This is a genomic window from Microcystis sp. LE19-195.1E, from assembly GCF_027532095.1.
GTDB lineage: Bacteria > Cyanobacteriota > Cyanobacteriia > Cyanobacteriales > Microcystaceae > Microcystis > Microcystis aeruginosa.
In genome coordinates this window covers 1-13,186 of record NZ_JAPZSZ010000259.1, presented here as the reverse complement: position 1 = coordinate 13,186, position 13,186 = coordinate 1, and the positions used below count along the sequence as shown (strand labels likewise).

Annotated in this window: 16 protein-coding genes and 2 pseudogenes; 11 read left to right on the top strand and 7 right to left on the bottom strand. The window is 42.3% G+C overall.

Going from position 1 to position 13,186, the window contains the following annotated elements; genetic code table 11:
• From O9300_RS14630 to O9300_RS14615, 4 genes are all read left to right on the top strand, one after another.
• Window positions 1-317, top strand: a 317-nt coding sequence (locus tag O9300_RS14630; RefSeq protein WP_287972376.1) for a Coq4 family protein, incomplete at its 5' end; no start/stop codon positions are given.
• 218 nt (window positions 318-535) lie between these two features.
• Window positions 536-1,675, top strand: a complete 1,140-nt coding sequence (locus O9300_RS14625) for a SpoIID/LytB domain-containing protein (RefSeq protein ID WP_287972374.1) — start codon at window positions 536-538, stop codon at window positions 1,673-1,675.
• Between the two features lie 121 nt (window positions 1,676-1,796).
• Window positions 1,797-2,276, top strand: coding sequence for a 3-hydroxyacyl-ACP dehydratase FabZ (fabZ, locus tag O9300_RS14620; RefSeq protein ID WP_012268022.1), 480 nt, complete (start codon window positions 1,797-1,799; stop codon window positions 2,274-2,276).
• A gap of 3 nt (window positions 2,277-2,279) precedes the next feature.
• Window positions 2,280-3,047 carry a TspO-related membrane protein gene (locus O9300_RS14615; RefSeq protein ID WP_147069166.1) on the top strand — a complete coding sequence of 256 codons (768 nt, stop codon included), beginning with the start codon at window positions 2,280-2,282 and terminating at the stop codon, window positions 3,045-3,047.
• On the opposite strand, the gene O9300_RS14610 is transcribed toward O9300_RS14615, so the two are convergent.
• The 3 genes from O9300_RS14610 to O9300_RS14600 all read right to left on the bottom strand — a co-directional run bounded on the left by O9300_RS14610 (window position 3,044) and on the right by O9300_RS14600 (window position 5,362).
• Complete coding sequence (locus O9300_RS14610) at window positions 3,044-3,508, bottom strand: VOC family protein (protein WP_287972372.1); 465 nt, start codon at window positions 3,506-3,508, stop codon at window positions 3,044-3,046. The genes O9300_RS14615 and O9300_RS14610 overlap by 4 nt on opposite strands.
• Before the next feature lie 162 nt (window positions 3,509-3,670).
• Entirely contained in the window at window positions 3,671-4,489 is an 819-nt protein-coding gene (locus O9300_RS14605; protein ID WP_287972370.1) for a SirB1 family protein, read from the bottom strand.
• Window positions 4,490-4,567: 78 nt separating this feature from the next.
• Window positions 4,568-5,362 (bottom strand): metallophosphoesterase family protein, encoded by a 795-nt coding sequence (locus O9300_RS14600; protein WP_287972368.1) that lies wholly within the window; start codon window positions 5,360-5,362, stop codon window positions 4,568-4,570.
• A gap of 365 nt (window positions 5,363-5,727) precedes the next feature.
• Between O9300_RS14600 and nagA the strand changes: the two genes are divergently transcribed.
• Window positions 5,728-6,879: an N-acetylglucosamine-6-phosphate deacetylase gene (gene nagA / locus O9300_RS14595; RefSeq protein ID WP_287972366.1), complete on the top strand. Its 1,152-nt coding sequence runs from the start codon at window positions 5,728-5,730 to the stop codon at window positions 6,877-6,879.
• Here the strand turns inward: nagA and ccmS are convergent.
• From ccmS to O9300_RS14575, 4 genes are all read right to left on the bottom strand, one after another.
• Entirely contained in the window at window positions 6,835-7,275 is a 441-nt protein-coding gene (gene ccmS / locus O9300_RS14590) for a beta-carboxysome assembly chaperone CcmS (RefSeq protein WP_287972377.1), read from the bottom strand. The two genes, nagA and ccmS, sit on opposite strands and share 45 nt — an antisense overlap.
• Before the next feature lie 148 nt (window positions 7,276-7,423).
• Window positions 7,424-8,437, bottom strand: a complete 1,014-nt coding sequence (locus O9300_RS14585; protein ID WP_287972364.1) for an aldo/keto reductase — start codon at window positions 8,435-8,437, stop codon at window positions 7,424-7,426.
• A 221-nt stretch (window positions 8,438-8,658) separates the two neighbouring features.
• Complete coding sequence (locus tag O9300_RS14580) at window positions 8,659-8,976, bottom strand: slr1957 family protein (protein ID WP_002762345.1); 318 nt, start codon at window positions 8,974-8,976, stop codon at window positions 8,659-8,661.
• A 264-nt stretch (window positions 8,977-9,240) separates the two neighbouring features.
• Window positions 9,241-9,801 carry a 5-formyltetrahydrofolate cyclo-ligase gene (locus O9300_RS14575; protein WP_287972362.1) on the bottom strand — a complete coding sequence of 187 codons (561 nt, stop codon included), beginning with the start codon at window positions 9,799-9,801 and terminating at the stop codon, window positions 9,241-9,243.
• Window positions 9,802-9,833: 32 nt separating this feature from the next.
• Between O9300_RS14575 and O9300_RS14570 the strand changes: the two are divergent.
• The 6 genes and pseudogenes from O9300_RS14570 to O9300_RS19525 all read left to right on the top strand — a co-directional run.
• Window positions 9,834-9,902, top strand: a pseudogene (locus O9300_RS14570) (glutaredoxin 3); the annotation flags it as partial.
• 630 nt (window positions 9,903-10,532) lie between these two features.
• Window positions 10,533-10,790, top strand: a pseudogene (gene grxC / locus O9300_RS14565) (glutaredoxin 3); the annotation flags it as partial.
• Entirely contained in the window at window positions 10,775-11,269 is a 495-nt protein-coding gene (gene tadA, locus O9300_RS14560) for a tRNA adenosine(34) deaminase TadA (RefSeq protein ID WP_287972361.1), read from the top strand. The pseudogene grxC and the gene tadA, both read left to right, overlap by 16 nt.
• Before the next feature lie 79 nt (window positions 11,270-11,348).
• Window positions 11,349-11,651 (top strand): HigA family addiction module antitoxin, encoded by a 303-nt coding sequence (locus O9300_RS14555; RefSeq protein WP_287972360.1) that lies wholly within the window; start codon window positions 11,349-11,351, stop codon window positions 11,649-11,651.
• A 253-nt stretch (window positions 11,652-11,904) separates the two neighbouring features.
• Entirely contained in the window at window positions 11,905-12,447 is a 543-nt protein-coding gene (locus O9300_RS14550) for a leucine-rich repeat domain-containing protein (protein ID WP_287972358.1), read from the top strand.
• Window positions 12,448-12,777: 330 nt separating this feature from the next.
• Window positions 12,778-13,186, top strand: a 409-nt coding sequence (locus O9300_RS19525; RefSeq protein WP_353851559.1) for a Coq4 family protein, incomplete at its 3' end; no start/stop codon positions are given.

The window sequence follows — 13,186 nt, the reverse complement described above, 5'->3', positions numbered from 1 at the left end:
TACGGCAAACTCACGATATCTGGCATATAGTAACGGGTTTTGGTGTCGATGTGACGGGAGAATTGCAACTGAAAGCTTTTGAATTAAGTCAAACTCGTCGCCCTCTAGCTATTGTCCTACTTTTAGGGGGATTATTCGGAGCTTTATTTTCTTCGCCACTTTCCTTACATTCTCTCTGGGAAGAGATTGTCATCGCCTATAATTTGGGCAAAAATACTCGACCTTTTTTGGCGCAAAAATGGGAACTAGCTTGGGAGAAATCCCTGCTAGTTTGGCGGCAAGAATTGGCCATTGTCCACTCGAACCTAGAAAATTAATTTTGCTGGACTAATTAGAATAATCGACTAACTAGAATAAATCCCGATTAATCGGATAAAATAAGGCAATTTGCCGATTCAGGGGCTAGAGGATAGAAAAATTGTCAGACAATCGGGAAAAAGTGACAGGGGAAAAATTTTTCCGAACCGGAGTAGCAAAAAAATCCCAGTCCGGTTAAAATTGATTATCGATCGATTGTGTGAGGAGTCCGATCCCCATGACCAATAAACACACAGCAAGGCTGCTGGGTAGTTACCTGCAGCGCCTGCCTGCCCATAGCTGGCTCGTCCTAGTTTTTTGGGCTTTGATTATCGCCCCAGTCCAAGCTGCTGTCGAATTACGCATTGCCATCAGTAAAGGTGTTAGCACCGTCTCCGTGGGCAGTTCCACCGATGCTGTGGTGAAAGATGGGGCTGGCAGAGTCTTAGGAGAATTGACCGCCATGAATGCCCTCAATGCTAATCCCAGAGGAAAAGCGGTGGGTTTGGCCGATTGGCAGGCCAGTCAATTGCTCATCGAACCGGAGAATGATGGTTACGTCTGGATTAATGATCGCTGGTATCGAGGACGGACAAGGATCATTCGGCAAGGTTCTGGGGTGACAGCCCTAAATTTAGTCGATTTAGAGGAATATCTCTATAGTGTCGTCGGTGCGGAGGCGATTCCCTCCTGGCCGCAAGAGGCCTTAAAAGCCCAATCCGTGGCGGCGCGTACCTATGCTCTCTACCAAATGAACACTTCCGGCAATCGCATCTACGATCTTGATACTACCACCCGCACCCAAGTTTATAAGGGTCTAGAAAGCGAGTTTACTAGCACCCACGAGGCAGTTAAGGCCACCGCCGGACAAATTATGAGTTTCAACGGCAAACCGATTCTAGCGGTGTTTCACTCCTCCTCTGGGGGCCATACGGAAAATGTCGAGGATGTTTGGAATTCCCCCTTACCCTACCTGCGCGGTGTCATCGATTACGATCAAGTCGCCCCGGTATTTCAATGGTCAAAAAACTTTAGCGCCAGGGAATTAGGCCGTTTAATCGGTGGTGTTGGTCGCGTGCGATCGCTATCTCCCGAAAGGACCACTCCCCACGGACGAGTGATTAGAATGCGTGTAGTAGGCGATCAAGGCTCTAAATTAATCTCTGATACCCAATTACGGCGAATACTCGAGCTGCGTAGTACCCTATTCACGATTTCAGCTGATAACGGTACTTTTGCCATTAATGGTCGCGGTTTCGGTCATGGGATCGGTTTAAGTCAATGGGGCGCTTTTTCCCTCGCCGACCAAGGGGTGACTTATGATCGCATTCTCAGCCATTATTATCAAAATGCTCGTTTAACTGAAATGCCCAACTAAAAAGGCTGTCAGCCATTTCCAGTCAACAGTAAACAGTGAACTGATCACTGATAACTGATAACTGATAACTGATAACTGATTATGAGATAATGTCTGATCTCACTTGTAATTTTTGACTTGCATGACCATCGTTACCGAAGCCTTAACCGAGTTGGAACCAGTCATAAAAACTACCTTTACCGTCGAGGAAATTCGCCAACTACTGCCCCATCGTTATCCCTTTGCCCTAGTTGATCGTATTATTGACTATGTACCCGGTCAAAAGGCCGTTGGCCTAAAAAATGTCACGATCAACGAGCCTTTTTTCCCCGGTCATATTCCCAATCGTCCCTTGATGCCGGGGGTGTTAATTGTTGAATCCATGGCCCAAGTGGGGGGAGTGATTTTGACCCAATTACCCGGGATGAAAGGGAAATTTTTTGCCTTCGCTGGCATTGATAAAACCCGTTTTCGTCGTCCTGTGGTGCCGGGGGATCAATTGATCATGACGGTGGAATTATTATCCTTCAAGATGAATAAAATTGCTAAAATGCAAGGGGAAGCAAGAGTCGATGGGCAATTGGCCGCTCAGGGCGAAATGATGTTTTCCATCTTTGATTGACCTATGAATTTTGATCGAGATCGTCTCCGACAAGAACTAAATTTATTTGCTATTCTAGGGGCTTTTATCACCAATATTTTCGCTAATATTTTCCCTCTCAACGGCGAAAATATCGGGGCTATCTCGAATACAGTTTTTCAAGATGTCTTAATTATTCCCGCTAATTATGCTTTTGCTATCTGGGGATTAATCTATCTGGGTTTAATTAGTCTGGGAATTTACCAAGCTTTGGCTTTCAATAAAACTGAACCGCGTTTGCGTCGGTTAGGCTACGAATTAGCCATCGCTAGTGCTTGTCAGATTCTCTGGGTAATTCTCTTTCAATCCCGTTTTTTTGCCCTGTCTTTACTGGCAATGCTAGGCATTTTAATTTCTCTCATCCGGCTTTATCTCCGCTTAGAAATTAATCGCTTTATTGTCAATCGTAAACAGGGTTTATTGGTTAATGCTCCTATTAGTATCTATTTCGCTTGGATTACCGTAGCCACGATTGTCAACGTCGCTTCGGTGCTAGATTGGATCGACTGGCAGCCATGGGGTCTAACTGACCAGATCTGGACGGTAATAATTCTGGTTATCGGGGCGATAATCGCAATTTTAGTCGGTTTAAACCGAAAAGATCGGGCTTTTATCGGGGTGTTTATCTGGGCTTTCTTGGCGATCGCTGTTAAACAGATTTCTCTGCCTCTAATTGCGATAACGGCGATTATATTAGCGATTATCCTAACTTTTCTGGTTTTTAGTGGCAGTTTTCGTCCTCTGAGTCGTTAAAATGCGGGATCACAGCGAATTTCGACGATAAAGCCATCGGGATCGTAGAAGTAAACCCCCCTGCCAGTCGGACGGGTCACGGGTCCACTAGCAATAGTAATTCCCTGACTTTGTAGCACTTCTAGGGCAAAATCGAAGCATTCGGGGGCAATATCGAAGGCTAAATGGTTGGCACGGGTAAAAGCGATTTCGGGATTGTCGTCGGGAGGGTTTAAATCTGGTTCCCCAAATAGGTCAATTACTGTACCATCGGGGGTGATAAAATTGGCAACTTTTCCTTGGGCAACTAATTCTTTTAAGGTACTGGGAATTTTTTCGCCCACTAATTCCTCTAATCCTAATATTTCCCCATAAAAATGACGAGAAGCATCCATATCTTTGACGTTGAAAGCGATATGATGGACTTTTCGCAGTTGACCGATTTTGAGTTTTTTTGCGGTTACGGAAGGGCTAATAGTCATCTTAGTTATCAGTTATCAGTAAGGGGTTGGGGGGATTTTTCAGTGAACAGTGAACAGGAATCAGTAATCAGTAATCAGTGAAAAGATAGCACTATTAATGTCATTTAATACTCCTCATTTAATACCGTTAACTGATCACTGATAACTGATCAGGCTGGCGACTTAAGAGTTAATTTTTTGCAATAATTGCCGAATTGATTCCGCATCTTGGGCGTTGGGTAGGAGAGCAAGATAGAAGCCTAAATCCTGTTGCGCTTGGCTGAATTGTCCAATTTGATAGTAAACTAAACCTCGATCGCGCAGCTCTAAGGGATGATTAGGAATGAGCAAAAGTAGTAGATCTATTGTCCGAATTGTCTGAGACCATTGTTGACGATTCAGGTAAATATATTTTAAATTAGTCAACAAACGTAACAAAATTTGCTGATTGGTAGCAATATTGAGAAAATGTTCTTCTAATTTAACTGGCTGTTGATAAACCTTACTTAATCTTTCTTGACAGTCCTGTTTAAATAAGATTTCACCACCGTGAAAGGGATCGACAAAAATTTCCACTTCCTCGAAATCGGGACGGATAATAAAATGGCCCGGCATACCAATTCCTACCATGGGAAAATCGATCTGTTTGGCAATCTCTAAGTAGATAATCGAGAGAGTGAGCGGAATACCCGTGCGGCGATCGATTACATCATTTAAGTAGCTATTGCGGGGGTCATAGTATTCTTGGGTATTACCATTAAATTGTAAATCTTCAAACAAATATTGATTGATAATCTTGACTATTTTTAAAGGATATAATCTATCGGGTAAACGTTTTTTTACCTCCTCAGCCATTAAATTTATTCTATTTAAATAGTGATCAATATTGAGGCGCGGATATTCAAAATTGGCTATTTGTAGGGCTGCCCGAGCTAGATTTATCTCAGGGTCAGGATGTTGAATTGTTTCGATGAAGGCTTGGTATAAGAGTGCAAGGGTCATTAGAAAAGGGTATTAATCAGATTATCAACTATTTTAACCGATCCTTCCGATTTTATCGCTTCTCTTTTCCGATCACCATTAAATATTCAGCAATTTAGATGAGCTTTGCTGGGAAGAGTAGCGAGAAATCTTGTCAATATCTAGATTAACCACGGCTTTTTCTAAAGGGATCGTGCGACAATTTTTATTTTGAGACTGCACTTGATAAACTAATTGATTTGTCCAATCTAAAGCAGTTAACCAACCACTTTGAGGATGATAAACCCCAGTTTCAATGTCTAGCCAACCGCTGCCGCGAGCTAGTTGTCCCGGTTTGACATCGGGAAAGGTAAAGGTTAAAGTATGACCTGTGATAATTAGTTTATCCTTGAAATAGGGTTGGGTCATGGTATGAAATTCGTTTCTAATCCAACAAAACTGCTCGTTTGTTTGCTGTTCAAGGGGATATTCTGGTTGTACTCCCGCATGAACTAACCAAATATCTCCTAGGTCTAAATAAGCGGGTAGGGATTGAAACCAATTAATATGCTCGGCGGGTATATTGTTATTATAACTTAGTAGTGTCGCCGCCCCGCCACTCTCGATCCAGCCGTTAAACCATTTTTCAGAAACTTCTTTTCCTGCCAGAGCTTTTAAGAGCATATATTCATGATTTCCTAGGAGACATTGGTAGTTATTTTTGATGACAAAATCCACCACTTCCAAGCTCTGCTGTCCTCGATCGATTAAATCCCCCAGAAAATAAACCTCATCCTCACTATCGGGAGCAACTCGGTTTAATAGTCGCAAAAGTGTCTGAAAACTGCCATGCACATCTCCGATAATAATACGACGCGGTTCTTGAGTCTGTTTCCCTATTTTTTTAAAAAACACACACCCCTCTCTAATTGCTGAGATTGCTACTCTTTTATCGCTAAAAAAGTAGTTTTTATAAGGTCTTAATTTTATTATAGGACAAGCTTTTCCTTCTGACAGTCACTCCCTCCTAAGAACTGCGGCAGCAAGGCAGTAATTGTTTTGTAAAGTATTTTTGCAATCTCTGGGCAGGGAGCGGACAGGTTATGGTATTATTTTTTTATGATGAGTTTTTATATAATTGGATGTAAGTGTACATCGTTAAACGCAAAGATTCCCATTATATAAAAAAGTATCTCAAAAAAATGCCCACTTGTCAAGCATTATCAAAAAAAAAGTTTTTTTTTGAGATTATAATAAAAAAAAATTAGTTTTCTGCTTCTATGATAACCCTAATTAACGCTAGAATTCCCGCCCATCAGGATCGACAACAAATAGAGATAAATGCTGCGGGAAAGATCGAGAGAATCACGGAGATGGGGGGAAAGACAAGAGGGGAAAAGATTATCGATATGGAAGGGGATTGGCTATCGTTGGGAGGAGTAGATTTACAGATCAACGGAGGATTAGGATTAGCATTTCCCGACTTAGAAATAACAGATCTAGAAAAGTTAGATAAGATTAGCGATTATCTTGAGAATCAGGGCATTGATAGTTATCTGCCCACCTTAGTAACCACGTCTGTGGAGAAATTTCAAAAATCCCTCTCAGTAATTGCCAAATATATCGAGAAACAGAAACAGGAAAATCGAGCGAGCGCGCAGGTTTTAGGAGTACATTTAGAGGGACCATTTTTAAACTATGAAAAAAGGGGGGCGCATCCGGCCCAATATCTTTTAAACCCAAGTATAGAAACAGTAGATAAAATCTTTGGGGACTACTTATCGATCGTAAAAATTATTACCCTAGCCCCAGAATTAGATAGTAGCGGTATGGTGATTAAATACTTAAGCGATCGAGGGATTACCGTCAGTTTAGGACATTCGCAAGCGAGTCAAGAAATAGCAAAAGAAGCCTTTTTACAGGGGGCAAAAATGGTTACTCATGCCTTTAATGCCATGCCTCCTTTACACCATCGTCAACCGGGGTTATTAGGGGAAGCAATTATCAATCGCGAGGTGTATTGTGGGTTAATTGCCGATGGTCAACACATCCATCCAACCATGATAGAATTATTACTAAAAGCCAGTAATTATCATCGAGGAATTTTCTTAGTTAGTGATGCTTTAGCGCCGATCGGTTTAGAAGATGGTGTCTATCCTTGGGACGAGAGAGAAATTGAAGTTAAACAGGGAACAGCAAGACTTTTTGACGGTACTTTAGCGGGAACAACCTTACCCTTATTACAAGGAGTAGCCAATTTAGTTAACTGGGGAATATGTGATTTAGAAACGGCGATTCTTTTAGGGACAGAATCCCCCAGAAAAGCGATCGGATTAGCGGGTTTATCGGTGGGACAACCTGCCAACTTTTTGCGCTGGCAATCGGCATCAAATTGGGAAAGATTGGATTTCCGCCAGCATTTTGGACTCTAACTGTTGAATGAGGGTATCGATATCCACTTCGAGGCGATCAAAACATTCAGGAGGGGAAATATCGGGTTGAAAATAAATCAATTTTACCTGACCATCACCGATAGCGACTATAGCCACTTCTTCCCTGGGGTTATAGCGGTAAATAATCCCAAGCATCTCTTGAATTTTGCGATTAACCTTGCGATTTAATTTCTCTAGAGCCTCCCTAGAACAACAGACAAAATGGGGCTGGGGTTTAAGATCGATGCCCAGGGTTTCTTGGGCATCTTCTCCCCATTCCGAGAGTAAACCCCACATTAAACCGGCTAATTCCTGTTGATTTTCTTGCACGAATTGATCTAATTGATAGCGCCATTGATTAGCGGGATCATCGGGGATTGGTTGTTCAAATCTCATCATTAGCCTCTTTTCAGTTATCAGTTATCAGTTATCAGTCATCAGTTATCAGTCATCAGTTATCAGTCCTTAATAAGGGGTGTGCCGATCCCCCCTTAGTCCCCCCTTAATAAGGGGGGAAAGCTGACAATTTTTAACACCTACCTACTTAACGACGGTACTCATCACCGCAATCACCGATTAACTGCAATAAATCCTGGGATTTTTGCAAGACATGATCAATTTTTTGATAGTCTTGGGGGGATAATTGAAAATCGAAAATACGGGCATTTTCTTGGATATGTTCAGCAACACCCAAACGCACCCCGATAATTGCCCCAGCTACGGCTTTTTGTTCGAGAACGTAACGCACTGCCACATTAGGAATGGTGACATGATAGGAATCAGCGATCGCTTTCAGAACGGTTAATAATTCTTGGAATAATTGCCAGTTTCCCCAAGCATTGATCATGTTTTTATATTTCCGTAAACTAGCGGTATTGAGACTCATGGGATTGGGTTCAGGATGACCGAGATATTTTGCCCCTAATAAGCCTCCTGCTAGAGTACCATAGGCCAGCAGATGGATGTTATGTTCTTGGCAAAATTGTGCCATTTTGACGAGGGGACGGCGATCGATTAGAGAAAACTGGACTTGATTGGAGACTATTTTAATCCCGGTGCTGAGAATAATTTTTAAATGTTCCGTGTCGAAATTAGTCAAGGCCAGGTGTTTAATTTTGCCTTCCTGTTGTAATTCTCCTAAAAAATATAAGGCATCTAGATAATTTTTATTGCGATAATCCCACCAGTGAAACTGCAATAAATCGAGACTATCCACATCCATGCGACGTAGGGAAATAGCGATATTTTTTTCGACTATTTCCTTGGTCATTTTACCTGGACGGGGAACCCATTTAGTGAAAGCTTGCAGATTATTTAAAGCATCAATGCCCCTTTGGGCGACTAATTGACGACGAAATTCACCGATAAAATCTTCGGCCGGACCGTAATGATCGGCCAGATCCCAAGTGGTGAAACCGGCATCTAGATAGGAGAACATACTAGAGATCGCTTTTTGGGGTGCGATCGAACCATGGGCGCCTGAAACCTGCCACATTCCGTTCAAAATACGGCAAATTTCCAGATCGGGGGTAAACTGTAAGCGACGAGATTCGGACATGGGGACTTTTCAGTAAACAATAAACAGTAATCAGTGAAAAGACAGCAGAAAACTGTCATTGAATACTGCTCACTTAATATTCTATTCTCCTACTGACCACTGATCACCGATTACTGATTCAAGACAGATCGATTGTACCTGTCCAGAAAAACGCGGCAAAGGGGAAGACCTTCGCAAAAATCTCCCCCTTTTTGGGTTTCTGCTGCTCAATTTTTGCTGGTTTAATATTCCACTTCCAATCGGGCTGCGGTGACAGCATCAAAAGCGAAAGCGAGAACTATAGGCATGGGACAAGCGAGGGTGATACAGAGAATTAAAGCTGTCAGAGTCAATCCGATAGCCACTCCTAACCAAAGTTTTTCGGCAGGAGATAGACCTTTTTGGCGCTTAATGTTTTGTAACACTTTGGTGGGAATTGGTTCTGGCATCACGGCATTGGGAGGGAATGCCCAATAATTACTGTAGCGTTCGAGAAATAGCTCTGTCCAGCCGTTTTCTTGACACCATTCTTGAATCCATGGTTCGTGAAAGTGTTTCATTGCTTCCCTGTTGACTTTTTCCAGTGATTACTTTAAACATCTCCTGATGTGAATTTCATCCTAGCAAAGCTATCTTAAGGGTCGATCGGATTCAATAAAACTTAATATATGAGTAGTCGGTGAAAAGTACAGTTAACGGTGAGGCAAGGAGTCAGGAGACTCCGAGATAGGAGATAGGAGATAGGAGACAGGAGATAGGAGACTCCGAGATAGGAGACAGGGATCAGCTTGGGGATTGGGTGTGAGGGAATAGGAAAATAATTGTTAAAAAATTTCGGTTCTCGATTCGGTACAGATTGCCTGTAATTTTTGGTCCCAAGTATCGAGGGGAAGGGTATCGAGATAGGCAAAGTCAAAGACAATCCCGATCGAGGGGATAGCTTGCCATTCGGGGGAATGTAGGAGACGATCAAAATAACCCCCCCCGTAACCTAAGCGATAACCTTGGCGATCGCAAGCGACGGCGGGAATTAACAGTAAGTCCACTTCGGCAGGTAAAATGAGAGGTGCGATCGCTGTTGGTTCGTAGATGCCATAACGATTTAATTCTAGGGGATCGTCGGCAGTCCAACAGTGCCAAGTCAGGCTATCTCCGTCACAACGGGGAAAACCCCAGCGATGGTGTTGGCAAAATAAGGAACTTAAATCTGGCTCTTGACGATAACTGAAGTAAGCGAGAATGGTTTTAGCGTGGTGAAAGAGGGGTAAAGATTGTAAATTTTTGCAAAGTTGCTGACTATTTTCTTGCCAAATATGCTTAGGAAGCGCTCGTCTTTGGGTAATTAGTTGTTTGCGTAATTGGGCTTTTTTGGTAGCAGAATCCATAAAATAGAGATAAATATTTCTGTAGTCACAAGATGCTAAATCTATTTAACTCGCTTTTTGGGCGTTATAACGAGAATATCAAGGCCAATGTGGAAATTTACCTTAAATGTCGGCTTGAAGGAACTCTCGGTTTTACCTCGGAGATGAAAGGTTCCGTCAATATAAAACAGCACTTCGACACATTTCGACACATTTCGACAGGCTCAATGTAAAGGCTCAGTGACACGAAGCACAGCTAAAAATAAATGTCTAATCTCAAGAGCAAAATCTCGAATAACTTCTGAAATTGTTAATTTCATTCTAGATGCGTATTTTGAAGTGCGCTTGCTCATATTCGGAGTCATGAGCATCGGCAGTCTTTTTTCTTTTAAGGGTCTTGACATACTTACGAAAAATAGCTACTATGTGAGCATAGCGGATAGGGTAATCAACCGCTCTAAAAACCCATGTAGTCTAATCACTACAACCTCTGCACCTTGACAATCAAAGATATAGGGTTCTACTCAATAGTTCTAGTTTCTCACCTGTGAGTAGGTAAAATCTTTGTAGGAACTAGACAAAGCAGTATTTGAAGCTAACGTTTCAATTAAAGCAAATTTTGTAGAAATACAACTATCGTGGGGCGCACGAAAAGTAACGCTTGGGGAAAGAACCACCTCTGTTTTAGATAACGCAAGGAATCTAAAGTAAGTGGACTTGTTGAACCAAGAATCCCTCGCTTTTAGCGATGGGAGCGTCAAACTTGGGCAACTTGTCCCTACTGTATTCGGGCTAAATGGTTGCTGGGTTGGAAAGGGGTAAAATACACCGAATACAAGATTGATGGGGATGAAAGCGCTCGTCAAGCCATGGCCGAACGGTCCAACGGTAAACGCAGTGTACCACAGATTTTTATTAATAATGAACATATCGGTGGTTGTGATGATTTGTATGCTTTGGATGGTCAGAAAAAATTAGATAATTTACTGGCTAAATGTGGGACTATCTAAAGTCTATTGATGAAAAAGCCTATGAGAAACATCGGCAATGGATGCAGTTAGCTTTAAATTTAGCGGCAACTGCGGGAAACCGGGGTGATGTACCTGTGGGAGCGGTTATCGTGGATAAAGAGGGACATTTAATCGCTCAAGGGGCTAATTGCAAGGAAAAACACCATGATCCCACCGCTCACGCCGAAATTCTGGCGATTCGTGCCGCTAGTCAAGTGTTAGGCAATTGGCACTTAAATGATTGTACCCTCTACGTCACCCTCGAACCCTGTCCCATGTGTGCCGGGGCAATCATTCAGGCTAGATTAGGATTATTAGTGTACGGTGCTGACGATCCCAAAACAGGAGTTATCCGCACTGTGGCTAATTTTATAGATAGTCCTTTTTCTAACCATCGTTTACCGGTAATCGCGGGAATTTTAGCTAAGGAATCGGGGGAATTATTACAAACATGGTTTGAGAAAAAAAGAAATGTTTAAAGGAGTCAGGGAGATAGGAGTCAATATCAAATTAGGTTACACTTCATCTTAATAAGAAGAGCCGTAAGGAAAATTCACGATGAATAATTGGGAAAGTCCTATCCACCCTGGTGAAATTTTGGCTGATGAATTAGAGGAAATTAATCTTAATGTTTCTCAGCTTGCCAAAAGAGTTAATATCTCTGAGAATGAACTTGAGCAAATTCTCAAGGGACAAGGAAATATCACGGGAGATATTGCTTTAAAATTAGGGCGTTTTTTTAATACAGGGGCAGAAATTTGGATGAATTTACAAAAAGCCTATGAGTTAGATCTAGCGAGGGAAAAGTTAGGAAATACCCTCGAAGAAATTATTCCTTATCAATCCCTGTCTTCAGGATAAATTCTCTTGAATTCTATAATTATTCATTTGACATACTGGCTGCATCTCACATTTGCAGAAATAGCGACAATCAGCAATTATCAGTCATCCCCAAACTGATACAAATGTATGAATAACCGCGTGTGGGAGTTAATCATACTATTAAAAACGGATTTGGTATTACCGTTAACAGTGGACTAGCTGATCACCACCAGTTGCATTAACCCGATACTTTTGCCAAAATGGAGTAAATATAGTAGCGGGGGGATGGTCAATGACAGCACAGGAAGTATTAGAGTTAATTCAACGGGCAAAGGACGAAGGAGCGGGGAGGTTGGATCTGTCCAACAAAAACTTAACAGAAATTCCCCCCGAAATCGCTCAACTCACCCGCCTGAGAGACCTCTATCTCTACAGTAACCAAATCAGGGAGATTCCAGAAGCGCTCGCTCGACTCACCCGCCTGGGAGACCTCTACCTCAGAAATAACCAAATCAGCGAGATTCCAGAAGCGCTCGCTCAACTCACCTCCCTGCGATTCCTCCACCTCAGCAATAACCAAATCAGCGAGATTCCAGAAGCGCTCGCTCAACTTCCCTTCCTGCAAAGCATCCACCTCAGCAATAACCAAATCAGGGAGATTCCAGAAGCGCTCGCTCAACTTCCCTTCCTGGGACGCCTCGACCTCAGCAATAACCCAGGAGACCTGCGTAGGAATAATATCCCAGCCAGACAGTCGCTCTGTAGAAGAATCAGACAAGCCATAAATGGTACATTATCAAAGCGCAAGTCCCCAGCGAGAAACCAACAACGATGACACCCCCCAAGAAACCCCCGAATCGGAGCAGTAAAGATTTGCTTACCACAGAAAGGTAACTTAGGCGAAAAAGTTTACAAATATTTAATATTAATCTCTCTTTTTATCAAACTGGGAAAACTCTTGGCCTTTTCCCTTTCTCAACCTCTTATACTAAATCCGGTTATTAAAAACTGATTATTTATTCTCCCTTTTGCCTCTTGCCTCTTGCATGAGTGCCTGTCCTCATATGTAGCCTATACTCAACGGATTTAGTATTATATGCTATTCACAACTAATCTAATCAGTGTGGCCAAGGGAATAATTTCTCTTTGACAAAATCCCGGTAACATTCTGTCTGTATATGATATTGAAGATGGCTTAAAAGAGAGTTGGTTACAGCGATTATCTTGGCAATATGTTAAAAGGGATCGAGCTACCGCTCAAATAATTGCCCAAAGATATCTGGCCGCTAGTCCCTGTTTAGAAACCCTGCTAAAACTCCCAGAAGATTCCCTGGGTTATCATTATGCTACTCACCTAATTAGTCTCAATTTTGATCCTAATTTTTATCGGTCTATTCAGGTCAATTCCGATACAGATTATCGGCTGCTTCGCTTACGGCAAACTCACGATATCTGGCATATAGTAACGGGTTTTGGTGTCGATGTGACGGGAGAATTGCAACTGAAAGCTTTTGAATTAAGTCAAACTCGTCGCCCTCTAGCTATTGTCCTACTTTTAGGGGGATTATTCGGAG